At 65.7% G+C, this 23,394-nt stretch carries 21 protein-coding genes and 1 pseudogene; 8 read left to right on the top strand and 14 right to left on the bottom strand.

Annotated features, from left to right (window positions below):
• Positions 1-20: 20 nt before the first annotated feature.
• Positions 21-608 carry a 1,6-anhydro-N-acetylmuramyl-L-alanine amidase AmpD gene (gene ampD / locus DB032_RS24685; RefSeq protein ID WP_233246805.1) on the bottom strand — a complete coding sequence of 196 codons (588 nt, stop codon included), beginning with the start codon at positions 606-608 and terminating at the stop codon, positions 21-23.
• Between the two features lie 6 nt (positions 609-614).
• A pseudogene (locus DB032_RS24690) lies at positions 615-1,040 on the bottom strand (GNAT family N-acetyltransferase); the annotation flags it as partial.
• 234 nt (positions 1,041-1,274) lie between these two features.
• Here DB032_RS24690 and DB032_RS20060 point away from each other — a divergent pair.
• Positions 1,275-1,808: a hemerythrin domain-containing protein gene (locus DB032_RS20060; RefSeq protein ID WP_107801012.1), complete on the top strand. Its 534-nt coding sequence runs from the start codon at positions 1,275-1,277 to the stop codon at positions 1,806-1,808.
• A 92-nt stretch (positions 1,809-1,900) separates the two neighbouring features.
• Here the strand turns inward: DB032_RS20060 and tal are convergent, their stop codons facing one another.
• The 3 genes from tal to phoB form a co-directional block, all read right to left on the bottom strand.
• Positions 1,901-2,962, bottom strand: coding sequence for a transaldolase (gene tal / locus DB032_RS20065; RefSeq protein ID WP_107801013.1), 1,062 nt, complete (start codon positions 2,960-2,962; stop codon positions 1,901-1,903).
• 320 nt (positions 2,963-3,282) lie between these two features.
• The gene (phoR, locus tag DB032_RS20070) at positions 3,283-4,590 is read right to left on the bottom strand and encodes a phosphate regulon sensor histidine kinase PhoR (protein ID WP_107801014.1); all 1,308 of its coding nucleotides are present in this window, start codon (positions 4,588-4,590) and stop codon (positions 3,283-3,285) included.
• Between the two features lie 6 nt (positions 4,591-4,596).
• Positions 4,597-5,286, bottom strand: coding sequence for a phosphate regulon transcriptional regulator PhoB (gene phoB, locus DB032_RS20075; protein WP_048412957.1), 690 nt, complete (start codon positions 5,284-5,286; stop codon positions 4,597-4,599).
• Between the two features lie 431 nt (positions 5,287-5,717).
• Between phoB and DB032_RS20080 the strand changes: the two genes are divergently transcribed.
• Positions 5,718-6,161 carry an Lrp/AsnC family transcriptional regulator gene (locus DB032_RS20080; RefSeq protein WP_019100282.1) on the top strand — a complete coding sequence of 148 codons (444 nt, stop codon included), beginning with the start codon at positions 5,718-5,720 and terminating at the stop codon, positions 6,159-6,161.
• 95 nt (positions 6,162-6,256) lie between these two features.
• Here the strand turns inward: DB032_RS20080 and gap are convergent, their stop codons facing one another.
• The 6 genes from gap to DB032_RS20110 form a co-directional block, all read right to left on the bottom strand.
• Positions 6,257-7,270 carry a type I glyceraldehyde-3-phosphate dehydrogenase gene (gene gap, locus DB032_RS20085; RefSeq protein WP_107801015.1) on the bottom strand — a complete coding sequence of 338 codons (1,014 nt, stop codon included), beginning with the start codon at positions 7,268-7,270 and terminating at the stop codon, positions 6,257-6,259.
• Between the two features lie 231 nt (positions 7,271-7,501).
• Complete coding sequence (gene nagE, locus DB032_RS20090; protein WP_107801016.1) at positions 7,502-9,178, bottom strand: N-acetylglucosamine-specific PTS transporter subunit IIBC; 1,677 nt, start codon at positions 9,176-9,178, stop codon at positions 7,502-7,504.
• 159 nt (positions 9,179-9,337) lie between these two features.
• Positions 9,338-11,842 (bottom strand): phosphoenolpyruvate--protein phosphotransferase, encoded by a 2,505-nt coding sequence (gene ptsP, locus DB032_RS20095; protein WP_107801017.1) that lies wholly within the window; start codon positions 11,840-11,842, stop codon positions 9,338-9,340.
• A 124-nt stretch (positions 11,843-11,966) separates the two neighbouring features.
• Positions 11,967-12,977 (bottom strand): SIS domain-containing protein, encoded by a 1,011-nt coding sequence (locus DB032_RS20100; RefSeq protein WP_107801018.1) that lies wholly within the window; start codon positions 12,975-12,977, stop codon positions 11,967-11,969.
• Positions 12,970-14,091, bottom strand: a complete 1,122-nt coding sequence (gene nagA, locus DB032_RS20105; RefSeq protein ID WP_107801019.1) for an N-acetylglucosamine-6-phosphate deacetylase — start codon at positions 14,089-14,091, stop codon at positions 12,970-12,972. The genes DB032_RS20100 and nagA overlap by 8 nt, the downstream gene beginning before the upstream one ends.
• Positions 14,088-14,822, bottom strand: a complete 735-nt coding sequence (locus DB032_RS20110) for a GntR family transcriptional regulator (protein WP_019101073.1) — start codon at positions 14,820-14,822, stop codon at positions 14,088-14,090. The genes nagA and DB032_RS20110 overlap by 4 nt, the downstream gene beginning before the upstream one ends.
• A 438-nt stretch (positions 14,823-15,260) precedes the next feature.
• On the opposite strand from DB032_RS20110, the gene DB032_RS20115 reads away from it, so the two are divergent.
• Positions 15,261-16,424 (top strand): lytic polysaccharide monooxygenase, encoded by a 1,164-nt coding sequence (locus DB032_RS20115; protein ID WP_107801020.1) that lies wholly within the window; start codon positions 15,261-15,263, stop codon positions 16,422-16,424.
• Between the two features lie 195 nt (positions 16,425-16,619).
• Positions 16,620-17,147 carry a cytochrome b gene (locus DB032_RS20120; protein ID WP_107801021.1) on the top strand — a complete coding sequence of 176 codons (528 nt, stop codon included), beginning with the start codon at positions 16,620-16,622 and terminating at the stop codon, positions 17,145-17,147.
• Here DB032_RS20120 and yedA read toward each other — a convergent pair.
• From yedA to DB032_RS20135, 3 genes are all read right to left on the bottom strand, one after another.
• On the bottom strand, positions 17,144-18,007 hold the full coding sequence (gene yedA / locus DB032_RS20125) for a drug/metabolite exporter YedA (RefSeq protein WP_107802041.1): 864 nt from the start codon (positions 18,005-18,007) through the stop codon (positions 17,144-17,146). The two genes, DB032_RS20120 and yedA, sit on opposite strands and share 4 nt — an antisense overlap.
• An 85-nt stretch (positions 18,008-18,092) precedes the next feature.
• Positions 18,093-18,752: a protein TolQ gene (tolQ, locus tag DB032_RS20130; RefSeq protein WP_368651269.1), complete on the bottom strand. Its 660-nt coding sequence runs from the start codon at positions 18,750-18,752 to the stop codon at positions 18,093-18,095.
• A 35-nt stretch (positions 18,753-18,787) separates the two neighbouring features.
• The gene (locus tag DB032_RS20135; protein WP_227105591.1) at positions 18,788-19,348 is read right to left on the bottom strand and encodes an L-threonylcarbamoyladenylate synthase; all 561 of its coding nucleotides are present in this window, start codon (positions 19,346-19,348) and stop codon (positions 18,788-18,790) included.
• 592 nt (positions 19,349-19,940) lie between these two features.
• On the opposite strand from DB032_RS20135, the gene rfbB reads away from it, so the two are divergent.
• Genes rfbB through rfbC form a run of 4 tightly spaced genes read left to right on the top strand, consistent with a single transcriptional unit; the run spans position 19,941 to position 23,367 of the window.
• Positions 19,941-21,002, top strand: a complete 1,062-nt coding sequence (gene rfbB, locus DB032_RS20140) for a dTDP-glucose 4,6-dehydratase (RefSeq protein ID WP_107801023.1) — start codon at positions 19,941-19,943, stop codon at positions 21,000-21,002.
• Positions 20,995-21,921: a dTDP-4-dehydrorhamnose reductase gene (rfbD, locus tag DB032_RS20145; RefSeq protein WP_107801024.1), complete on the top strand. Its 927-nt coding sequence runs from the start codon at positions 20,995-20,997 to the stop codon at positions 21,919-21,921. Before rfbB ends, rfbD begins: the two co-directional genes overlap by 8 nt.
• Entirely contained in the window at positions 21,918-22,805 is an 888-nt protein-coding gene (gene rfbA, locus DB032_RS20150) for a glucose-1-phosphate thymidylyltransferase RfbA (RefSeq protein WP_107801025.1), read from the top strand. Before rfbD ends, rfbA begins: the two co-directional genes overlap by 4 nt.
• Positions 22,806-22,821: 16 nt before the next feature.
• A complete protein-coding gene (rfbC, locus tag DB032_RS20155; RefSeq protein WP_107801026.1) occupies positions 22,822-23,367 on the top strand; it encodes a dTDP-4-dehydrorhamnose 3,5-epimerase in 546 nt (181 codons plus the stop codon).
• The last annotated feature ends 27 nt before the right edge of the window (positions 23,368-23,394 follow it).

Raw genomic sequence — 23,394 nt, forward strand, 5'->3', positions numbered from 1 at the left:
CGGCTTTTTCGCGCCTGACTCTAGCGTTGCAGGCCGCTGTCCGCCTCCGCCCGCGCCCAATCGAAGAACGGGCCGGGATCGGTCTTGCGCCCCGGCGCGATGTGCTCGTGGCCGATAACGGCGCTAAGCGGCAGCTTGCTCCGCAACGCCCGCGCCAGCGCTTGCAGCGTCCGGTATTGCGCCTCGCTGAACGGCTCGAAATCGCAGCCTTCCAACTCCACGCCGATGGAAAAATCGTTGCAGCGCTCACGCCCCCGCCAGCTGGACACGCCGGCATGCCAGGCGCGCCGCGTCACCGGCACGAACTGCTGCAGCTCGCCGGACCGACGAATGAAGAAATGGGACGACACCCGCAGATGCTGGATTTCGGCGTAGAACGGATGCTCGTCAGGATTCAGCCGGTTCTGGAACAGCTGTTCCACGCCCAAGCCGCCGTAGCGATACGGCGGCAGGCTGATGTTGTGGATCACCAGCAGTTCCGGCGCCATGCCCTCGCCGCGTTCATCGTGATTGGGCGAGGGCAGCCGGCACGCGCCGTCCAGCCAGCCGTCTTCCAATAATTGCAAAGCAGGCGGCGGGGCCGGCTGATAATTCAAACGCCACAACATCAAGCCGTCCGGCGTGGACCAGCGCTGCTCGGCGACGAAACCGGCCTTGCGGTACAAAGACAACGCGGCGATATTGACCTCGGCGGTGTCCACGCTGACCTCGCCCTCGCCCACCAGCGCCCGGTTCAGCAGGCGATAGCCCCAGCCGGCGCGCAGCTGTTGCGGATCCACCACCACTCTTTCGATATGCAGACCGCCGTCCTCGCGGCGCGAGGCCACCAGCAGGCCGCGCAGGCTCTCGCCCTCGAACGCGCCCCAGACCGCGTCGGCGCAGGCCCGCGCCGCGGCCAGATCGGCCCACAACACGGGCAGGTGCGGATAGGACAGCCACTCCGCCTCCAGGCGGTGGGCGGCCAATTGCAGATCCAAGGCGCGCGCGGCCAGCGCGGCGTCCCTCAAATCCAGGCTTTTCACTTCAAACGGGGCTTGCATTCACTCTCCCTGCGCGCGTAATCGATGCAACAATCCGGTAACTGGAACAGTCCAATATCGCACTTGTTTTCTGAGGCCCTACGCGGTATCAAGAACAACCGGGGCGGACAAGCCTTCATCCTGCATTCTACCGCTCCCGCCCGGCGGAAGGCTCGCCTTGCTTGAGCCGAATCATGGCCGCGGCCCGTTCCATGCCGCAGAATGCAGGCCGTCACCCATCACAGGAGAACGCCCATGCTGACGCTGGACTCTCTGAGCAACGCCGCCGCGCCCAGCTTCGAACAGCCGCTGGAAATGCTGCAAGCCTGTCACGACAAGATTCGCCGCTTCTGCGAGCAATTGGATCAGCTGCCCGCCTACATCGAGCAACACGGCGTCAACGAGGCCGCCCGCAATACGATAGACGGCGTGGTCCGCTACTTCGACCTGGCCGGCCCCGCCCATCACAGCGACGAGGAGGACGAGCTGTTCCCGCTGATTCTGGCGCGGGTGCCCACCGCCGCCTCCCGGCTGGAGCAACTGAGCGCCGAACACGGTTATCTGCATTCCTGCTGGAACGCGATCCGCGACGATCTGCTGGCGCTGCGCGACGGCAAGATCCACCGCATCAGCCGCAACGAGTTGGAGGAGTTCGCCCGCCAGTACCGCGAACACGCCGCAGCCGAGGAAAGCTGGCTGTTCCCCACCGCCGCCTCCGCCATCAGCGCCGAGGAAATGAGCGCCGCCGGGCAGCGCATGGCGGCGCGCCGGACGCAGCAGGCCGCCTGAACGACGCCTGCTCCAGGCCGCACGCGCAAAAAAGGCTGACCGCGACGGTCAGCCTTTTTATCTTGCCGCTCTCTCAGCGCCTGTTGACGTTCTCAGGCGGTCAGCTTCAGCAACTGCTCGAACGCGTCTTCGAACAGCTTCAAGCCGTCCTGCTGCAGCTTCTCGCCGGCGGCGGCCAGATCCACGCCGGACGCCCCCACCGCGTGCAACAGGGTTTGCGCGTCGTCCATGCCTTCCGGCAGCGTCAACGCGGCCTGGCCGTGATCGCGGAAGGCCGCCAGCGTGCCGTCCGGCACGGTGTTGACGGTTTCGTCGCCGATCAGGCTTTCCACGTAGAGCACGTCGGAGTAAGCGGCGTTCTTGGTGCCGGTCGACGCCCACAGCAGATATTGCGGACGCGCGCCGGCGGCTTTCAGCGCGGCGAACTCGGCGCCGTGGAAACGTTCGCGGTAGCGGGCGTAAGCGGCCTTGGACAGCGCGATAGCCACCTTGCCCTGATGGGCCGCGCCCACTTGCGGATCCAGCAGGCTGTCGACGCGGGACAGGAAGAAGCTGGCCACCGCCTTGATCCCGGACACATCCTTGCCGTCGGCGCGACGGGCGGACAGGCCGGCGATGTAGGCGTCCCACACCGCTTCCACTTGCGGCAGCGAGAACAGCAGGGTGATGTTGACGTTGACGCCTTCGCGGGTCAGCGCCTGAAACGCGCGGATGCCGGCGGCGGTGGCCGGAATCTTGATCATGGCGTTGGGGCGGGCGATTTCCGCCCACAGGCGGCGCGCCGCGGCCAAGGTGCCGGCCTCGTCGTTGGACAGCTCCGGCGACACTTCCAGGCTGACATAGCCGTCGTTGCCCTGGCTGGCGTCGTACTGGCCGCGCAGCAGATCGCAGGCGGCCTGGATGTCCGGCACCACCAGCGCTTCGTAACGCGCCTCGGCCGACAGGCCAGCGTCCGCTTTCAGGCGGGCCAGGTCGGCCTGGTAGCTGGCGTCGCCGCTGATCGCCTTGTAGAAGATCGCCGGATTGGAGGTCACGCCGGCAATGCCGTCGTCGGCCAGCAGACGCGCCAGTTCGCCGGAGGCGATCAGTTCGCGGGACAGATTGTCCAGCCAGATGCGCTGGCCGAAGGGGCGGATGGATTGCAGTCGATTCATGGTGGAACGATCCAGAATAAAGTCGGGACAGGCCCGGCGTCGCCGAGCCGGTCGGTGGCTACCACGCCATAGAGCCTGTTCAGAGTCTCGCGCACAAGGGCGAGACAAGACGAAAACAGCCGAGGAAGCGGAATGCACATACGGTACATGAGCATTTCGAAGCGGGTTTCTAACGCCGTATCGCCGAAGCGCAGCAGACTTTGAACAGGTTCTAAAATCGGCGGGCTAAAACAGACATCCTAACCCGCTTGGAGCGGCGCGCCAAGAGCGCCGACCCAAGCTTGCAAGAATACGCCGCATGCGGCCCCGCGGCGCGGCGCTCAGGCCGCTTGCGAGCCGCTGCGGCGGTCGCGCGGGAACACCGCGGAGAACACGCTGCCCTTGTCTGGCTCGCTTCTGATCTCCAGCCGGGCATGATGACGCGCCAGCACGTGCTTGACGATGGCGAGCCCCAGGCCGGTGCCGCCGCTGCCGCGCGAACGGCCGCGGTCCACCCGGTAGAAACGCTCGGTCAGGCGCGGGATATGCTCGCGCGGGATGCCGATGCCGGTGTCGCTGACAGAGAAGCGCAGCTGCTCGCCCTCCTCCTTCCAGCTCAGCGTGATGCAGCCGCCCTCCGGCGTGTAGCGCACCGCGTTGGACACCAGGTTGCCGAAGGCCGAGTGCAGCTCCTGCTGGCTGCCCCACAGCCAGGCGTCGCTGTGCCGGTCCAGTTTGACCTGATGGCGGCCGTGGGACAGGCCCTCGGCCTCCACCATCAGCGTGTCCAGCATGTCCTGCATGTCCACCCGCTCCGACACCGTCGCCTTGGGGCTGTTCTCCAGCTTGGACAGGGTCAACAGGTCCTCGACCAGGCTTTGCATGCGCCGCGACTGCTCCATCATCATCGGCAGAAACTGGCGGAAGGTGGCGTCGTCCACCTGCGGCATGTCTCCCAGCGTCTCCAGAAAGCCGCCCACCACGGTCAGCGGCGTGCGCAGCTCGTGCGAGACGTTGGCGACGAAATCCTTGTGCACGGTCTGCACCCGCTCCAACTGGGTGATGTCGCGGGTCAGCAGCAGCTTGCGGGTGGAATCGAAGGGCACCATCTGCAGCGAGATCACCAGTTCGCGCGGCTGCACGAAGTTGAGCACCAGCGGCTGGCTGAAGCGCGCCTCGTTCATATAGGCGTGAAAGGCCGGCTGGCGGATCAGGTTGAGGATCTGGTTGCCGACATCGCGCTTGCGGTCCAGACCCAGATGCTCCACCGCCATCGGGTTGATCCATTCGATGCGGTCGTGCTCGTCCAGCACCACCACCCCGTCCGGCATCGCCTCGCCGGCGTTGATGAAACGCTCCAGCGCGTGGGTGAGCTTTTTCTGGCTCTGGCTCTGGGTGCGGGTGGTGCGGTACAGCGTCATGAAGATGGTGTGCCAGACGCCGAAACCGTCAGGCACCCGCTCCGGAGTCGGCCGTTGCAGCCAACGCAACAGCAGCGCCACATGGTAGAGATTGAAGGCCAGCCAGCCGCCCAGGCAGATGGCCACCGCGATCAGTCCGTCTTCCGCCGACGAGCCCAGCCAGAAGCCGAGGCCGATGACGGCGGTCGCCAGCAGCGAGGCCAGCGTGCGTTTCAGAAATTCAGGCATCAGGCCTCACTGCTGGGTGGAAAAGCGATAACCGGTGCCGCGCACGGTCTGGATCAGCGTGTCGTGCCCGGTGCCCTCCAGCGCGCTGCGCAGCCGGCGGATATGCACGTCCACGGTGCGCTCTTCCACGAACACATGGTCGCCCCACACCTGGTCCAGCAGTTGGGAGCGCGAATGCACGCGCTCGGGGTGGGTCATGAAAAAGTGCAGCAGGCGGAATTCGGTGGGGCCCAGATCGATGACGCCGCCGTTGCCGGTGACGCGGTGGGTGACCGGGTCCAGCCGCAGGCCTTGCACATCCACCGCGTCGTCGGTCATCTGCGGCGCGCGGCGGCGCAACACCGCCTTGATGCGCGCCAGCAGCTCGCGCGGCGAGAAGGGCTTGGTGATGTAGTCGTCGGCGCCGGTTTCCAGGCCGGTGATCTTGTCCTGCTCGTCCGAGCGCGCGGTCAGCATGATGATGGGCACGTGGCGGGTGCGCTCGTCGGCGCGCAGGCGCTTGGCGATGTCCACGCCGCTGGCGCCCGGCAGCATCCAGTCCAGCAGCACCAGGTCAGGCAGCGCGTTGCGCACCAGCGTCAGCGCCGCTTCGGCGGTGCTGGCCCGCAGCACATGGTGGCCGGCCTGCGCCAGGTTGAAGGCAATCAGCTCCTGGATTGCCGGTTCGTCTTCAACAAGCAAGATATTGGCTGGCATGGTTGATCCATTCCCGTTTGAGTGTGTGGCAAGGATAAAAACGGGTGATTACAAAAATATGACATTTCGTCAAACTTTCCCACTTTGGCGCAGATTATTTTAACGCGCCAGCCGTAGACGCCTCAGCAAGCCAAAAAAAAACGGGCCTGTTGCTGTGAACAGGCCCGGAATGGTCGTCGTCAATACAGATTTGATCTGACTAGAGACCAGGGACAAAGAGATCACCAGGACAGTTTCAAATGAGAGCGTTTTGGGACAATTCTCATCCGCAACGGATCTGGACAGGCGGGCCGCGGGACAGTGCGGCCAACCCTGATACGGCCAGCATTTTACGTAGCAAACAGGCGTTTTGATCAGATGGTTGATTGGATTTTCAGCCATTAAGCCTTTTTTTATAAGTTTGTTTCGTCATATTTCCTTACAATCGAAGAATGGATAAATTTGATAGAAAAATCATCGCCGCCCTGCACGAAAACGCCCGAATCAGCTTCGCGGAACTGGCCCGGCGGGTGAATCTGTCACCGCCGGCGGTGGCGGACCGGGTGAGCAAATTGGAGCGCGGAGGCGTGATCACCGGCTACCGCGCCACCATCGATCCCAACAAGGTGGGCATGCCCATCTGCTGCATGATAGAGCTGACGGTCAAGCATCTGGAGTACTTCGCGGTGATAGAGGAAATCCGCACCATGCCGGAGATCATCGAATGCATGTCGGTGACCGGCACCAGCGGACTGATGATGAAAGTGGTGGTGGACAATATGCCCACGCTGCAGGCCTTGATCGCGCGGCTGATGCAGTTTGGCGACACCAAGACCTCGATCGTGATCGAGGTGCCGGTGCCGCCGCGGCTGCCGGATCTGCAGCAGGATGAATAAACCGGCGCCGTCCCAAGCGCCCGCTCCTGACGCCGCGCCATGAAAAACGGACAGGCAAGCCTGTCCGTTTCTTGAGCCGGAATCCCGCTGGGCGCTTACTTGGCGGCCTGCCAGGCCACTGCGGTATCGATCATGCGGTTGGAGAAGCCCCATTCATTGTCGTACCAGGCCAGCACTTTGACTTCGCGGCCGCCGATGACGCGGGTCAGCGTGGCGTCGAAGGTGCTGGACGCCGGGTTGTGCAGGAAGTCGCAGGACACCAGCGGCAGGGTGTTGACGCCCAGCACGCCCTTGAGCGGGCCTTTGGCGGCGTCGCTGATCAGCTGGTTCACTTCTTCCTTGCTGGTATCGCGGCCGGCGGTGAAGGTCAGGTCTACCAGCGAGACATTGCTGACCGGCACGCGCACGGCGAAGCCGTCCAGCTTGCCCTTCAGCTGCGGCAGCACCAGGCCCACCGCGGCGGCGGCGCCGGTCTTGGTCGGGATCATGGACACGGCGGCGGAACGGGCGCGGCGCAGGTCTTTGTGATCGGTGTCCAGCAGCACTTGGTCGTTGGTGTAAGCGTGCACCGTGGTCATCAGGCCGCGCTCGATGCCGATGGTGTCGATCAGCGGCTGCACCATGGGGGCCAGACAGTTGGTGGTGCAGGAGGCGTTGGAGACGATGGTCATCGCGCTGCTCAGCTGCTGGTGGTTGACGCCGTAAACCACGGTGGCGTCCACGCCTTCGCCGCCCGGAGCGGAGATCAGCACTTTCTTGGCGCCGGCCTGCAGATGCGCGCCGGCTTTTTCGCGGGTGGTGAACAAGCCGGTGCATTCCATCACCACGTCCACGTTCAATTCTTTCCACGGCAGCTCGGCCGGGTTGCGGATGGCCAGCAGTTTGATCTTCTTGCCGTTGACCACCAGGTGATCGCCGTCCAGCGCCACGGAAGCGGCGAACGGACCGTGCACGCTGTCGTAACGGGTCAGGTGTTCATGCAGCTCCGGCGAGGCCAGATCGTTGATGGCGACAATCTCGATGTCCTGATCGGCATAGCGCTCTTGCCATGCACGCACAATCATGCGGCCGATGCGGCCGTAACCATTGATAGCAACTCGCAACGTCATGATGCATCCTCCAAGTTGAAATGGCGCAAGGTCATCTTCCCGTGCCCTGCGCCACCACTGTCCGCCTGATTCCGCTTGTAATCAACTCGCTACATAAGTAGTGGGCGAATTACCAACATCGGCAGTGCGGAAATTGCGCCCAAGCTTGCCGTGCGTCAAATTCCGCCGGGCGACGCCCGGTTCTCAAGGCCTGTCCGAGGCCCCGCGACGCACGGCGCATGGAAGCGACGCTCAGCCTTGCAATGCGGCGGCGTAATCGCCCGCGTCGCTATTCAATACTATATGCAATAGCGTGCCGGAGAAGGCGGTGACGCCGCTGGCGCCCAGTTGTTGCAGGGCGGCCTGGTCCACCAGCTCCGCGTTGGCCACTTCCACCCGCAGCCGGCTGCCGGCCACGGCTTCCACCTTGAGCACATTGGCCGCGCCGCCCAGCGCCGCCAGCCAGCGTTCGCGGTCTATGCCGACCACCTCGCCCAGGGCCTGCGCCGGCGCGGCCGCTTGGACGGCCGCCTCGGCGTCCGGGTTGCCCAGCGCGACGCGGATTTCGTCGGCGATCAGGTCCGCCTCCGGTCCCAGCACCACTTGCACGCTGCCGGCGGCCGGCTTGATCAGGCCGCGCGAACCCAGCGCCTTGAGCGCGGCTTCGCTCACCTTGTCGTTGCTGGCCACTTGCAGACGCAGACGGGTGGTGCAGGCGTCCACGGACTTCAGGTTGGCGGCGCCGCCCAGCGCGGCGATGAAGGCGCGCGCGCGGTCGCTGCCGGCGGCCACCGCCGCCACGGCCACCATCGCGTCTTCGCGGCCCGGGGTTTTCAGGTCGAACTTCTTGATGAAGAACACGAACAGCACGTAGTAGAGCGCGAAGTAGCCGATGCCCACCGGGATCAGCAACAGCGGCTTGGTGGACAGGCCGAAGTTCAGCAAGTAGTCGAACAGGCCGGCGGAGAAGCCGAAGCCCAACTTGATGTTGAGCGCGTGCATCAGGGCCATGGCCAGGCCGGTCAGCACCGCGTGGATGGCGTACAACGCCGGAGCCAGGAACATGAAGGCGAATTCCACTGGTTCGGTGACGCCGGTCAGCATCGCGGTCAGCGCCATCGAGAACAGCAGGCCGCCGACGGCTTGCTTGTTCTCAGGCTTGGCGGTGCGGTACATCGCCAGGCAGGCGGCCGGCAGGCCGAACATCATCACCGGGAAGAAGCCGGACATGAACATGCCGGCCGTCTTGTCGCCGGCGAAGAAGCGGGTCAGATCGCCATGCACCACCTTGCCGGCGGCGGAGGCGAAATCGCCCACCTGGAACCAGACAATGGTGTTGAGGATGTGGTGCAGGCCGGTGACGATGAGCACGCGGTTGAGCACGCCGTAGGCGAAGACGCCGATCTCGCCGGCGCCGATCAACCAGCGGCCGACGCTGTCGATGCCGGTCTGCACCGGCATCCAGACATAGCCCAGCACCGCGCCCAACAAGAGCATGGAGAAGCCGGTGACGATGGGCACGAAGCGCTTGCCGCCGAAGAAGGCCAGGTAGCTGGGCAGCTTGATGTCCTTGTAGCGGTTGTACAGCGCCCCGGCCACCAGGCCGGACAGGATGCCGGACAGCACCCCCATATTGATTTTCTCGTCTATCACCTTGAGCACCGCGGTGATCACCAGATAACCAATGGCGCCGGCCAGGCCGGAGGTGCCGTTGTTGTCCTTGGCGAAGCCCACCGCCACGCCGATGGCGAAGATCAGGGCCAGGTTGCCGAAGATGGCGTCGCCGGCCTGGGCCATCATCTTGATGTTGAGCAGGTCTGGCTGGCCCAGGCGCAGCAGCAAGCCCGCCACGGGCAGAACGGCGATCGGCAGCATCAGGGCGCGGCCCAGCTGCTGAATGCCAGCGAATTTATTGTCAGAGGTACTCACGTCTCGTCTCCCAGTGTATGGACGCCGATGGGGGCATGGCGCTCCAGGCTGCTACCTTCTTGTGTGTCTGTACCGCTCGCTGCCGCGTGTCCCCGCGGCATGCGATGACCTCAAAACCACTTCATAAAAGCCCCGCGCGCGCCTGCGCGCCGGGCCGATTCAATCTTCCGGCCACCATTCGGCGGCCTGCGCGCGCACCGCGGCGGCGGAATCCAGCGTCAGCAATTGCTCGGCGCGCTTGCGGCAAGCCTGCTGGTCCAGCGTCCTCACCTTGGCCTTGATCTCCGGCACCAGGCCGGGGCTGACCGATAGTTCGGCGACGCCGAGGCCGACCAGCACCGGCGCGGCCAGCGGGTCCGAGGCCAGGGCGCCGCATACGCCCACCCATTTGCCGTGCTGGCTGGCGCCGGCCACCGTGCGTTCGATCAGCCTCAGCAGCGCCGGGTGCATCGCGTCCAGGCTGGCGGCCAGCGAGGCGTTGCAACGATCCATCGCCAGCGTGTATTGCGTCAGGTCGTTGGTGCCGATGGACAGGAAGTCGGCCTCGGCGGCCAGTTGGTCCGCCAGCAGCGCGGCGGAGGGCACTTCCACCATCACGCCCAGCTGCGGCCGCTCGCTCAGCCCCGCTTCCTCGGCCAGCGCGTCGATGCGCTGGCGCAAGCGCCGCAGTTCGCCGACATCGGCGATCATCGGCACCAGGATGCGCAGCAAGGACAAGGGCCGCAGCATCAGCAGCGCGCGCAGTTGCTCGTCCAGCATCTCCGGATGGGCGAAGCCGGTGCGGATGCCGCGCAGGCCCAGCGCCGGATTCGGCTCCGGCGGCAGGGTCAGATAGGGCACTTCCTTGTCGCCGCCCACGTCCAGCGTGCGGATGATGGCGACGCGGCCCTGCAATTCGTCCAGCACCGCCTGATAGGCGTTGGCCTGTTCGTAGCGATCCGGCGCGTCCTGACGGTCGATGAACAGAAACTCGGTGCGCAGCAGGCCGACGCTGTCGGCGCCGTGGCGCACCGCTTCGCGCGCGTCCTCTTCATTGGCGATATTGGCGGCCACCTCGACGCGCACGCCGTCCAGCGTCACCGCGGCGCCGTCGGCGTCCGCGCGCATATCGGCGCGGCGGCTCTCGCGCTCCGCCATCGCCTGCCGGGCGGCGGCCAACAGGGCCGCGTCCGGCGCCGGATGACAGCCGCCTTGGCTCGCATCCAGCAAGACTTCGCTGCCGGCGTCCAGCCGCAACACCTGAGGCCCGCAAGCCACCAGGGCCGGAATGCCCAGCGCGCGCGCCAGGATGGCCACGTGGCCGGTGGCGCCGCCGGCGGCGGACAGGATGCCGGCCACCCGCTCGCGCGGCAGCCGGGTCAGTTCGGAAGGCGCCAGGTCTTCGGCCACCAGAATGGAGGCCGGATACAGTTCGGGCTCGCTTTGGGCGTCGCCCAACAGGGCTTTCAGCACTTGGCGTTCAATGTCTTTGAGATCCGCCACCCGTTCGGCCAGCAAGGGGCTGCCCAGGCCGGACAGCACGCGGCATTGCGCGCGCACCGCCTGGCGGAAGGCGTGGCCGGCGCTGTGGCCGGCGGCGATGTCCCGTTCCGCCGCGTCCCGCAATTCCGGATCGTCCACCAGCGCCAGATGGGCGGCGAAGATGTCGCTTTGCGAGGTCTGGCCGCGGCGCAAGGCTGTGTCGATGGCGGCGGCGATGCCGGCGCTCACCTCGGCCAGCGCCCGGCGCAATTGCTCGCGCTCGCTGTCGGCGTTGACCGCGAACTCCGCCACCTGCGGCTCGAAGGCGTCGAGACGCACCACCTGGCCGATGGCCAGGCCCGGCGCCGCGCACACGCCGCCTATCCAGCCGGCCGGCAACGAGCGCGCCGGCGCGCTCGCCAAGGGCGCGGGCGCGCCGTGGCCGGATTCGGTGCGGGTCTGCAGCGCGGCGATCACCGCCGCGGCCGCGGCGGCCGCGTCCTCGCCCTGCGCCAGCACCGCCACATCGTCGTCCTCGGCCACGCCCAAGCCCATCAGGGCCACCACGCTGCGAGCGTTGGCCGCCTGGCCTTTGAACTCCACCCGCACGCTGGCGCGATATTGACGCGCCGTGTTCTGCACCAGCGCCGCCGGCCGCGCGTGCAGGCCGCCGGCGTGGCGCACCGTGGCCTGACCGCGGCTTTCCGCGCCCTCGGCGCTGGGGGCCTCGTCGGCCGCCGCGCCGCCGGACAGCGTCAGAAACACGCTGCGGCCCGCCTGCTGCCAGCCCTCGCCCCGACTTTCCAGCGCATAAGCCTCGCCATTGGCGATCACCACCATGGTCAGCAGCGACGGCGCGCGCCGCGCCACCGCGTCCAGATCCACCTCGATCAGGGGCTGGCCCTGACGCACCGCGTCGCCGGCTTTGACCAGCGGCTTGAAGCCCTCGCCCTCCAGCTTGACGGTGTCGATGCCGATGTGGATCAGCACTTCCGCGCCGTTGGCGGCTCGCAGCGTCAAGGCGTGGCCGGTGCGCGCCAATTGCGCCACCTCGCCGTCACAGGGCGCCAGCAGGGTGCCGGACAGCGGCTCGATCGCCAGGCCGTCGCCCATCATCAAGCCGGCGAAGACCGGATCGGGCGCGCGGCTCAGCGGCACGGACGGCCCGTCAAACGGGGCCAGGAGTTCGAGCGTAGCGGACATGGGGGGCGTCTCCATTCTTACTGACTGATGTGTCTCCGCGGCCGACGCGGCTTCCGCTGGACGCCGTTCGCGGCGCGCCCCGTTCGTGTAGACGGTCGGGGCGCGGTTTCAAGCAGGACCGGACTCAGCGCGTGCAGGTCACTTTGGACAAGTGGCGCGGCAGATCCGGGTTCAGGCCGCGCGCCTCGGACAAGCGCGCCGCCATCAGGTAGAAGCTCTGGATCGCCAGCAGCGGATCCAGCGCCTCGTCGTCGGCCAGCGCCAGGGTCAGGTCGCGGCTGGCGATATTTTCCGGCGCCGCCAGCAGCACCTTGGCGCCGCGGCCGCGCATCTCCTCGGCCAGATCGATCAGGCCCTGTTGCTCCGGCCCGCGCGGCGCGAAGATCAGCAGCGGATAGCCGTCGTCGATCAAGGCCATCGGCCCGTGCTTGATCTCGGCGCCGGAGAAGGCCTCGGCCTGGATCGCGCAGGTTTCCTTGAATTTGAGCGCGGCTTCCAGCGCCACGGCGAAGCCCAGACCGCGGCCCACCACCATGATGCGTTCGGCGTCGCGCAAGACGTCCACCGCCGCCGTCCAGTCCTGGCGCGTGGCTTCGGTCAGGCGCTGCGGCAGATTGGCCAACGCGGCCAGCAGCGCGTCGTCCGCCTGCCAGTGAGCGACCAGGCGCGCCACCGCGGACAGCGAGGTGATGTAGCTCTTGGTGGCGGCCACGCTTTTTTCGTCGCCGGCGCACAGAGGCACCACCCATTCGCAGGCGGCGGCCAGCGGCGATTGATGCTTGTTGACCAGCGCCGCGGTGCGCGCGCCGGCGGCGCCCAGCGCCTTCATGGTGTCGATCAGGTCCGGGCTTTGACCGGACTGGGACAGGGCCACCACCAGCTGGCCCTTCACCGCCAGCGGCGCGCGGTGCAGGGTCACCAGCGACATCGGCAAGGACACCACCGGCACGCCCAGCCGCTGCATCGCCAGATAGGCGAAGTAGTTGGCGGCGTGATCGGAACTGCCGCGGGCCACGGTCAGCGCCAGGCTGGGGCGTTCCACCGCCAGCGCGCGTCCCAGCGCGGCCAGCGCTTCATCGGCGTACATGTGTTGCGCGGCCACCGCCTCGGCGGCGTACAGCGCTTCTTCAAGCATCAACGAGGCCAATCTGTTCTCCCTCTACATAGACTTGCTGCAAATTCAAATCCGCGTCCATCGTCACGATGTCGGCCCAGGCGCCGACGGCGAGCCGGCCGCGATCGGCCACGCCCAGGTAGTCTGCGGGATAGAGCGACAGCCGGTGCGAGGCGTCCGCCAGCGGCAGGCCGATGGACACCAGGTTGCGCAGCGCCTGGTCCATGGTCAGCGTGCTGCCGGCCAGGGTGCCGTCGGCCAGACGCACGCCGCCCATGCACTTGGTCACCGAGTGCGAACCCAGCTTGTATTCGCCGTCCGGCATGCCGGCGGCGGCGGTGGAATCGGTCACGCAGTAGAGGCGCGGAATCGAGCGCAGGGCGGCCCGGATCGCGCCCGGATGGACGTGGAGCAGATCCGGAATCAATTCGGCGTATTCGGCGTGCGCCAGCGCCGCGCCCACCATGCCGGGCTCGCGGTGGTGCAAGCCGCTCATCGCGTTGAACAGATGGGTGAAGCCGGACGCGCCTTGCTCCAGCGCCCGCACCCCGTCCTCGTAACTGCCCAGGGTGTGGCCCAGCTGCACCTTGACGCCCTGCTCCGCCAACTGGCGGATGATGTCCATATGACCGGCGATTTCCGGCGCCAGCGTGATCAGCGACACCGGCGCCAGCGAGCGGTACCAGTCCACCTGCTCCATCACCGCGCGGCAGGCGTCGTCGGGCTGGGCGCCCAGCTTGCCGGGATTGATGTAGGGGCCTTCCAGATGCACGCCCAGGATGCGGGCGCCGCCGGGCTGGCGTTCGCGACAGGAGGAACCGAGCGCGCGCAACACCTGCTCGATGTCGATCGGCGGCGCGGTCATGGTGGTGGCCAGCAAGGATGTGGTGCCGAAGCGGGCGTGCAGCCTGGCCACGCTCTCGGCGGCGCGGCCGCCCTCCATGATGTCGACGCCGCCGCCGCCGTGGACGTGCAGGTCGATGAAGCCCGGCAGCAAATAACGCTCCACCGCTCGGCCGGAGGCCAAGCGCGCGTCTATGGCCTCGATGCGGCCGTCGGCAGCCAGTTTCAATTCGCCGTCCATCCAGCCGGCCTCGGTCAGGATGCGTCCTTGCAGCACTCGGTTTTGGGTCATCGTCTCAGTTCGGCAACAAAATCGTAGTAGTCGTTACGGCAATAGGTATCGGTCAATTCAATCGCGATGTTCTCGGCGTTGAAGCCGATGCGGGTAATCAGCAACATCGCTTCGCCGGGGCGGATGCCGGCCAGCGTGGCGATGTCGCCTGAGGCGTTCACCGCGCGGATGTGCTGCAGCGCGCGCACCACCGAATGGCCGCTGGCGTCCAGATGGGCATACAGCGAGGTGCCCACTTGCTGCGGCTCCGGCAGATACGCCACCGGCAGCGTCGTCATCTCGATCGCCATCACCACTCCGTCGGCCAGCCGCTGGCGCTTCAGCCGCGACACCTGCGAAGTGGGCGATAGCCCCAGCTTGATCACTTCTTCATTGCTGGGCGCGAACACGCCGCGCTCCAGCCACACCGACGACGGCACGAAGCCGCGCTGGCGCAATTGTTCGGTAAAGCCGGTCAGCCGCGACAAGGGCTGCTCCAGCCTCGGCGTGATGAAGGTGCCCGAGCCCTGGCGCCGGCGAATCAGGCCCTGCTCCAGCAGCACATCCATCGCCTTGCGCGCCGTCACGCGCGAAATGCCCAGTTCTTCGGAAAACGTGCGCTCCGACGGCAGCGCCTCGTCCGCCTGCCACCAGCCGGCGTTGATGGCGTCGGCCAATTTCCGCGACAACTGCAGATACAGCGGCGTGGTCAGGGTTTCATCCGGTTTCAATGCAAGCCAGCGATTTTCCATGGTTGTCTGCAAGTGGTCTGAAAACCCCAGTGTATAACCTGGCTCCCCGGCTGGCATCTTCCGCGCTGACGCGAGTCGATTCCGGCCTTCCGGCTTACCGCGAACGTTAATACCACATTAATACCACGTCAATACCATTTTATTTGCGCACATCATTGTCCGCTTGCTGCATGGCAGCAAAACGACAAACAGATGATTTGGCAGGGGAAATTGCGGGAGCAATGCGTATTGACCTGCGGGACAGGTCAGGGAATGAGCGTTTTTTGCAAGAATCAAGCAGATACAAGACCACACAGTAAGTATGGCAATAGTACCTTTCGCCAAACTTACATTAAAAATAGTCGTCTCATTTTAAATCATATAGCATTCATATGATGATTGGACTGCTCGGCAAATTGCTGGGCGCTTGCATACCACTCGTAGCTCAAAGGAGTCAGAATGAAACCACAACTGCGCCTTCCCGCCGCCCTCGCCCTGGCCTGCCTCAGCGCGCCGCTCTGGGCCCACGGCACCATGGAAGTGCCGATCAACCGCACCTACAACTGCTTCAAAGAGGGCGCGGAATCGCCGAAATCCGCCGCATGCCAGGAAGCCCGCCGCGTGGGCGGCACCCAGGCCATGTACGACTGGAACGGCATCAACCAGAACCCGCAAGGCGACAACCACGCGGCGGTGGTGCCGGACGGCAAGCTCTGCGCCGGCGGCCAGGACAAGTTCAAGGGCTTCAATCTGGGACGCACCGACTGGCCGAAAACCAAGCTGGTGCCGGACGCCAACGGCAACTACGAGTTCGTCTACCACGCCACCGCGCCGCACTCGACCAAATACTTCAAGTTCTACGTCACCAAGAACGGCTGGGATCAGACCAAGCCGCTGAAGTGGTCCGACCTGGATCCGCAGCCCTTCCACACCGTGACCGGCAACCCGCCGCTGGACGCCAACAAGCGCTACCACATGGTGGCCAAGCTGCCGGCCGGCAAGAGCGGCCCGCATATCATCTTCAACGTCTGGAAGCGCGCAGATAGCGAGGAAGCGTTCTACTCGTGCTCCGACGTGGTATTCGGCGACGGCACCAATCCGCCGGAACCGCCGCCGGTGACCAATCCGTGGAAGGAAATCGGCAAGGTGACCGCTTATGAAAACCTGCCGAACAACAGCACCGCCACCCTGCGCGTGTTCGACGCCAGCGGCCGCGACGCCGAAACCATCCCGGTCAAGCTGGACGCCGTCAGCGGCCAGATGGCGAACTGGCCGTACGAGCTGGGCGTGAAAGTGAACGCGACCTCCAAAGCGATCCGCATCGGCGTGATGAATCAGAAGCAACGCACGGTGAGCATCACCCCGGAACGCAGCGCCACCGCCAACCGCGTGTACCTGAACGACAGCTACAAGGGCTACACCTATCAGATCGACCTGAAAAAGGGCGACGGCGGCATCACGCCGCCGCCGGTGGGCGACACCTGGAAGGAAGGCCTGTCCTACACCGCCGGCCAGATCGTCAGCTATCAGGGCAAGAAGTACCGTTGCCTGCAGCCGCACACCGCCTGGGCCGGCGCGGGCTGGACTCCGTCCACCCAACCCGCCTTGTGGGCTCCGGCCTGACCGTCCCCTTGTCAGCGCGCGGGCTGAACGCCTGACGTGTTGACTCGCCGGCCTTCCCCGTCCCGGAAGGCCGGTCTCTCCCACACTCCTCCTGCCGCAGGCCCATTCCTTGGATGGCCACCGCGCCATGCCCGCGACGCAGGCAGGACGGCGGCCGCGCGTCGCCTGCCGGGATTCGCAAGAAAGCCGATTCCGATGGAAACCCCAACCCAGACCTATCCGCCCATCGCCGCCTGGCTGCACTGGATTTGCGCAGTCGTGATCCTGTGGGCGATGATCAGCGGCTTCGCGCTCGCCTCCGGCGCGCTGCCGCCGGCCGTCGCCGCGGCGATTCCGCCGTTCAACGTTGCGCTGACCACCTTGTTGATGCCGGTCTTCCTGCTGCGCGTTGTTTACCGCGCCAGCTTCCGCATGCCGCCGCTGGCCGGCATTCCGCCCGCCAAGCACCGGCTGGCGCGCCGCGCCCACGCGCTGCTCTATCTGCTGGGCTGTCTATCGCTGGCCAGCGGCTGGCTGATGATGGAGCGGCCGGTCGACGTGTTCGGCTTGCTCACGCTGCCGCCCAGCCTGGAAGCCGGCGCGGCCACGCGCGCGCTGGCCAAGCTGCACTTCGCCAGCAATGTGCTGCTGGCTCTGCTATTGACCGCCCACATCGGCGCGGTGATTCAACACCAGCGCCAAGGCCGGCGCCTGCTGCGGCGCATGTCGCTGCTGACGGGCTAACGCCACCAGCTGATCAAGACCACCGCCGCCACGATCACGCTCATCGCCAGCATCTCGTGCAGGCCGATATGCTCGCCGAGGAAGACCACGCCCAGCAAAACCGCGATCACCGGGTTGACGTAGGCGTAGCTGGTGGCGGCGGCCGGAGACACCGTCTTCAGCAAGTGCAGATAGGCGCTATAAGCGATGATGGAGCCGAACACCGCCAGGTAAAACAAGGCCAGCCAGCTGGACAGCGTCGGCATCGCCTGCAGCTTCTCGCCATAGGCCTGGCTGGCCAGCAACAAGGCTGCGCCGCCGAAGATCATCATCCAGGCGCTGCCCATCGGTCCCTTGGGCTGAGCCAGATGGCGGCTCCAGGCCGAGCCCAGCCCCCAACCGGCGGAGGCCAGCAGCAGCAGCGCGGCGCCGCTGGGGCTGGCCTTCAGATTGGCTCCCATATTCAACAGCACCATGCCGCAAACGCCCAGACCGATGCCGGCCCATTCCACCTTGCGCGCCTTTTGACCGAACATGCGCGCGAACAACAGGGTGAACAGCGGCACGGTGGCGATCACCAAGGCGGCCACGCCTGAGGACACGTCTTTCTCCGCCACCGTGACCAAGCCGTTGCCCACCGCCGGCATCAGCACGCCGAGCAAGGCGGCGCCGCCCAGCTCCCGCGCGTTCGGCATCGGGTATTTGCGCAAGCATAGGTAGGCCAGCATCAGCCAGCCAGCCAAGGAAAAGCGCAGGCCGGCCATCATCATCGGCGGCCAGGACTCGATGCCTATGCGTATGCCCATATAGGTGGAGCCCCAGATCACGTACAGGGCGAAGAAAGCGGCTAAGGTCAGCGGGGGAATGCGCGAAAACGGCATGGTGCGGCTCGGGAAAGTGGAACCGGATACCATGCCGTATGGGAATGTCCGTGGCAAGTCCAATTTTGCCGCGGACGGGCCAGGCTTAACGCGTGGCCAAGCGCTGCAAGATGTTGGAGAACTCTTCCATATAACTGTCGAAGCGGGTGGCCAAGCGGTCGACGTCGGTGGCGAAGCGGTTGTAGGCCACCACCGCCGGAATCGCGGCGAACAGGCCGATGGCGGTGGCCACCAGCGCCTCGGCGATGCCCGGCGCCACCGTGGACAAGGTGGCCTGGCCGGCGTTGCCGAGGCCGATGAAGGCATGCATGATGCCCCACACCGTGCCGAACAGGCCGATGTAAGGACTGACCGAACCGACGGTGGCGAGGAAGGAGGTATGGCTGTCCAGGGCGTCCAGCTCGCGCTGCGCCGCCGCCTTCATCGCCCGGCGCGAGCCGGCCATGATGTCGGACAGCTCGGTGCCGTTGCGGCCGCGCAGCTTCAGGAACTCGGCGAAACCGGACTGGAAAATGCGCTCCATGCCCACGGTGTCGCTACGGCGGCTGGCGTCCTCGTACAAGCGGTTCAGGTCCGCGCCGCTCCAGAAATTACGCTCGAACTCATCGCTATTGCGCCGCGCCGCGCGCAGCACGGCGATCTTGTTGAAGATCAGGGCCCAGGACAGCACCGACATCAAGGCCAGGCCGGCCATCACCAATTGCACCATCAGGCTGGCGTCCAGGATCAGGCTCAGGAAGGAAATCTGTTGCACGGCAACTCCTCTTGTAATCGCCAGGCTCAGCGCAACACGCGGCCTGTTTCCAAATCAATGATGGTGGACGGTTTGCGCCGCTTGCCGATGCGGCCCGGCAGGGTCAGCACCCGCTGGCGGAAAGCCTCGCGGCAGGCCCGCGCGGTTTTCAGCGATTGCTGGCCGGCGCGGTTGGCCGAGGTGGACACCAGCGCCGTGCCCAGGCTGCGGCACAAGGCCGCCGCCTCGCCATGCGCTGTCACGCGCACGGCGATCTTGTCGTGTTTGCCGCGCAAGGCCGGCGGCACCCGGCTCGAGGCCGGCAGCAAAAAAGTATATGGACCGGGCCAGTAGCGCGCCAGTTCCGCGTATTGGGCGGCGCTCAACGGACGGATCAGATGACGGATCTGGGAGACGTCGGCCGCGATCACGATCAGCCCCTTGTGATTGGGCCTGGCCTTGATCGCCAGAATTTTGCGGATGGCGCGCACATCCAGCGGATTGCAGCCCAGGCCGTAGCAGGACTCGGTGGAATAGGCGATGACCTCGCCTTGCTTCAAGGCGGCGCGGGCCTGCTGTTGCAGGGCGCGGCCGGGCAGACGGGGCACGGGCCGCACCTGGCCTGGCGTGAACTTCATGATGGACGGCGATGCGAAAGTAAAGCCGCATTGTACCGCTGTCCACGACGGCGACCTAGCGCTTCGACGCCGCGTCGTCAACATCCTCCGGCGCCGGCCGCCAGGCGTAGCAGCGAAGCGGCGGTCTGTCGCTGCGAAATTGCTTCAACCAATACGCCAGCCGGCGCCAGCAGCGGCGCTCATGACGCAGGAAATGCGCGATCCCGCGCCATCGGCCTCCGGCTTCCGGCTCTGCCGGCGATGCGATACGACTCACGATGAACTCTCCTCGACATCAGGCTCGGTCTCCGGCCTATAAGCAGGCCGGCCTTCGCCATTCACCTCCAATCTAGGAGAAGCCGCATCAAGTCAATGTCGAATTTCCGATGCCAACTGTAAAAATGCCATAAATTTGCCCCTTTCCTTCACCGCCCCGCTCCGATATTTTTAAGCATTTGGAACCTAGCCAAGCTGTCGATATTATTCATTGAACCCATAAAATATTTTTGTCATCCTCTTGCAGCCGTACCATCCCGCGGCCGCAATGAGCCAGTTTTCTGATTCAAGCTATTGAAAGAACAATATGAGCATTTTGGTCACTGGCGGCGCCGGCTTCATCGGCGGCAATTTCGTGCTGGACTGGCTGGCGCAGAGCGATGAGCGCATCATCAATCTCGACGCGCTGACCTACGCCGGCAATCTCGACACCCTGAAAACCCTGGGACAGGACCCGCGCCATGTCTTCGTGCGCGGCGACATCGGCGACCGCGCGCTGCTCGACGCCCTGCTGGCCGAACACCAGCCGCGCGCGGTGCTCAATTTCGCCGCGGAAAGCCATGTCGACCGCTCCATCCACGGACCCGGCGACTTCATCCAGACCAATGTGGTGGGCACCTTCAATCTGCTGGAGAGCGTGCGCGGCTACTGGACAGGGCTGGCGGACGCGGACCGCGCCGCCTTCCGCCTGCTGCACGTCTCCACCGACGAAGTCTACGGCACGCTGGGACCCGACGACGCGCCCTTCTCCGAGCGCCACCGCTATGAGCCCAACAGCCCCTACTCGGCGTCCAAGGCCGCGTCCGACCACCTGGTGCGCGCCTGGCACCACACTTACGGCCTGCCGGTGCTGACCACCAATTGCAGCAACAACTACGGCCCCTATCACTTCCCGGAGAAGCTGATTCCGCTGGTGATCCTCAACGCCCTGGCCGGCAAGCCCCTGCCCATCTACGGCGACGGCAGCCAGGTGCGCGACTGGCTCTACGTCAAAGACCATTGCAGCGCCATCCGCCGCGTGCTGGAAGCCGGCGTGCCCGGCGAAACCTATAATGTCGGCGGCTGGAACGAGAAGACCAATCTGGACGTGGTCAAAGCGATCTGCGCGCTGCTGGACGAGTTGGCGCCTCAAGCCGACCCGGCGCGCCGCTACTCCGAACAGATCGCCTTCGTCGCCGACCGCCCCGGCCACGACCGCCGCTACGCGATAGACGCGCGCAAGCTGGAGCGCGAATTGGGCTGGAAACCGCAGGAAACCTTCGACAGCGGCATCCGCAAAACCGTGGCCTGGTATCTGCAACATCAGGATTGGGTCGCCAACGTCAGCAGCGGCGCTTATCGCGACTGGGTGAACCAGCACTATGGCTGAGCGCTCACCCACCATTCTGCTGACCGGGATCAACGGCCAGCTCGGCCATCGGTTGCGGACCGCGCTGACGTCGCTGGGCGAGGTCGTCGCGCTCAGCCGGGCCGAACTGGACCTGAGCCGGGCAGACAGCATCCGCCAGGCGCTGGAACGCCACCAGCCCGACATCATCGTCAATCCCGCCGCCTACACCGCGGTGGACCGCGCCGAGAGCGAGGCGGAACAGGCGCATGCGGTCAACGCCGCCGCGCCGGCGCTGCTGGCGCAATGGGCGGCTCAGCACCAGGCGCTCTTGCTGCACTACTCCACCGACTACGTATTCGACGGCGCCGGCGAACAGCCCTGGCGCGAGGACGACCCGGCCCGGCCGCGCTCGGTCTACGGCCAAAGCAAATGGGCGGGCGAGGAGGCGGTGCGCGCCGCCGCGCCGCGGCACTTGATTCTGCGCACCAGCTGGGTGTTCGGCAACCATGGCGGCAACTTTTTGAAGACCATTCTGCGCCTGGCGCAGGAACGCGACAGCCTGAAGGTGGTGGCGGATCAGATCGGCTCGCCCACCTCCACCGCCTTGATCGCCGACGTCACCGTGGCCCTGCTGCGCGACTATCTGCGCGACCCGGCCGGCTTCGCCTACGGCAGCTATCACCTGACGGCGCAGGGCGAAACCAGCTGGCACGGCTACGCCCGCTTCCTGGTGGCCGAGGCCGGCAGACTGGGCTATGCGCTGCGGCTGTCGCCGGCCGACATCGAGCCGATCACCACCGCCGACTATCCATTGCCGGCGCCCCGTCCCGCCAACTCCCGGCTGGATTGCGCCAAGCTGCGGCAGACCTTCGGCCTTGCGCTGCCGCCCTGGGAAAGCGGCGTCAAACAAGTGCTGGCCGAACTTAGCGCCCAGCCGCAACAGAAAGACACTCAATGACTCAGGCACGCAAAGGCATCATCCTGGCCGGCGGCTCCGGCACCCGGCTGTACCCGGCCACCATTTCCGTCAGCAAACAATTGCTGCCCATCTACGACAAACCGATGATCTACTATCCGCTGACCACGCTGATGCTGGCCGGCATCCGCGAGATCCTGATCATCTCCACCCCGCAGGACACGCCCCGTTTCGAACAACTGCTGGGCGACGGCAGCCAATGGGGGCTGCGGCTGCAATACGCGGTGCAGCCCAGTCCGGACGGCCTGGCCCAGGCCTTCATCATCGGCGAGGACTTCCTGGCCGGCGCGCCGTCGGCGCTGGTGCTGGGCGACAACATTTATTACGGCCACGACTTTTCCGCCTTGCTGCAAGACGCCAACGCCAAGCGCAGCGGCGCCAGCGTGTTCGCCTACCGCGTCAACGACCCGGAGCGCTACGGCGTGGTGGCCTTCGACGCCGACGGCAAGGCGCTGTCCATCGAGGAAAAACCAGCGCAGCCCAAGTCCAATTACGCGGTGACCGGCCTGTACTTCTACGACGAGCAGGTGGTGGACATCGCCAAGGCGATCAAGCCCTCGCCGCGCGGCGAGCTGGAGATCACCGACGTCAACAACGTCTATTTGCAGCAGGGCCAGCTCTCGGTGCAGACCATGGGCCGCGGCTACGCCTGGCTGGACACCGGCACCCATGAAACCATGCTGGAAGCCAGCCAGTTCATCGCCACCATAGAAAGCCGTCAGGGCCTGAAAGTGGCCTGCCCGGAGGAAGTGGCCTACCGTTCCGGCTGGATAGGCGACGAGCAGGTGCGCCTACTGGCCAAACCGCTGCAGAAGACCGGCTACGGCCGCTATCTGCTGGCAATGCTGGATCAGCCGGTCTATTGATCTTGACGAGCGACACATGAACATCATCGACACCAGCATTCCCGACGTCAAAATCATCGAACCCGCCGTATTCGGCGACGAACGCGGCTTCTTTTTCGAAAGCTTCAATCAACAGCGTTTCGAAGCCGCCGTCGGCTGCGCCGCGCCCTTCGTCCAGGACAATCACAGCCGCTCGGCCAAGGGCGTGCTGCGCGGCCTGCACTATCAACTGGCGCCTCACGCCCAGGGCAAGCTGGTGCGGGTGATCGCCGGCGAAGTCTTCGACGTCGCCGTCGACATCCGCCCCGGCTCCGCCAGTTTCGGCCAGTGGGTGGGCACCTACCTGTCCGCCGCCAATAAACGTCAGCTCTGGGTGCCGCCCGGTTTCGCTCACGGCTTCCTCACCCTGTCGGACAGCACCGAGTTCCTGTACAAGACCACCGACTATTGGTTCAAGGAGCTGGAGCGTTCCATCGCCTGGAACGATCCGGAGCTGGCCATTGCCTGGCCGCTGGACGGCGAGCCGCAACTGTCGGCCAAGGACGGCGCCGCGCCCAGCCTGCGCCAGGCCGAACTGGGCTGAGCCGGATCCAAGCCCGGAAATGAAAAC

The sequence above is a fragment of the Chromobacterium sp. Panama genome (assembly GCF_003052555.1).
GTDB lineage: Bacteria > Pseudomonadota > Gammaproteobacteria > Burkholderiales > Chromobacteriaceae > Chromobacterium.

What these genes read in the sequence shown, in the direction of transcription:
- DB032_RS20110 (WP_019101073.1), bottom strand. Translation starts at nt 14,822, where the DNA reads ATGGAAAATCGCTGGCTTGCATTGAAACCGGATGAAACCCTGACCACG.
- rfbA (WP_107801025.1), top strand. Translation starts at nt 21,918, where the DNA reads ATGACTCAGGCACGCAAAGGCATCATCCTGGCCGGCGGCTCCGGCACC.
- DB032_RS20120 (WP_107801021.1), top strand. Translation starts at nt 16,620, where the DNA reads ATGGAAACCCCAACCCAGACCTATCCGCCCATCGCCGCCTGGCTGCAC.
- rfbD (WP_107801024.1), top strand. Translation starts at nt 20,995, where the DNA reads ATGGCTGAGCGCTCACCCACCATTCTGCTGACCGGGATCAACGGCCAG.
- nagA (WP_107801019.1), bottom strand. Translation starts at nt 14,091, where the DNA reads ATGACCCAAAACCGAGTGCTGCAAGGACGCATCCTGACCGAGGCCGGC.
- DB032_RS20060 (WP_107801012.1), top strand. Translation starts at nt 1,275, where the DNA reads ATGCTGACGCTGGACTCTCTGAGCAACGCCGCCGCGCCCAGCTTCGAA.
- tal (WP_107801013.1), bottom strand. Translation starts at nt 2,962, where the DNA reads ATGAATCGACTGCAATCCATCCGCCCCTTCGGCCAGCGCATCTGGCTG.
- ptsP (WP_107801017.1), bottom strand. Translation starts at nt 11,842, where the DNA reads ATGTCCGCTACGCTCGAACTCCTGGCCCCGTTTGACGGGCCGTCCGTG.
- DB032_RS20115 (WP_107801020.1), top strand. Translation starts at nt 15,261, where the DNA reads ATGAAACCACAACTGCGCCTTCCCGCCGCCCTCGCCCTGGCCTGCCTC.
- phoR (WP_107801014.1), bottom strand. Translation starts at nt 4,590, where the DNA reads ATGCCTGAATTTCTGAAACGCACGCTGGCCTCGCTGCTGGCGACCGCC.
- gap (WP_107801015.1), bottom strand. Translation starts at nt 7,270, where the DNA reads ATGACGTTGCGAGTTGCTATCAATGGTTACGGCCGCATCGGCCGCATG.
- rfbC (WP_107801026.1), top strand. Translation starts at nt 22,822, where the DNA reads ATGAACATCATCGACACCAGCATTCCCGACGTCAAAATCATCGAACCC.
- yedA (WP_107802041.1), bottom strand. Translation starts at nt 18,007, where the DNA reads ATGCCGTTTTCGCGCATTCCCCCGCTGACCTTAGCCGCTTTCTTCGCC.
- DB032_RS20100 (WP_107801018.1), bottom strand. Translation starts at nt 12,977, where the DNA reads ATGCTTGAAGAAGCGCTGTACGCCGCCGAGGCGGTGGCCGCGCAACAC.
- phoB (WP_048412957.1), bottom strand. Translation starts at nt 5,286, where the DNA reads ATGCCAGCCAATATCTTGCTTGTTGAAGACGAACCGGCAATCCAGGAG.
- DB032_RS20080 (WP_019100282.1), top strand. Translation starts at nt 5,718, where the DNA reads ATGGATAAATTTGATAGAAAAATCATCGCCGCCCTGCACGAAAACGCC.
- ampD (WP_233246805.1), bottom strand. Translation starts at nt 608, where the DNA reads ATGTTGTGGCGTTTGAATTATCAGCCGGCCCCGCCGCCTGCTTTGCAA.
- rfbB (WP_107801023.1), top strand. Translation starts at nt 19,941, where the DNA reads ATGAGCATTTTGGTCACTGGCGGCGCCGGCTTCATCGGCGGCAATTTC.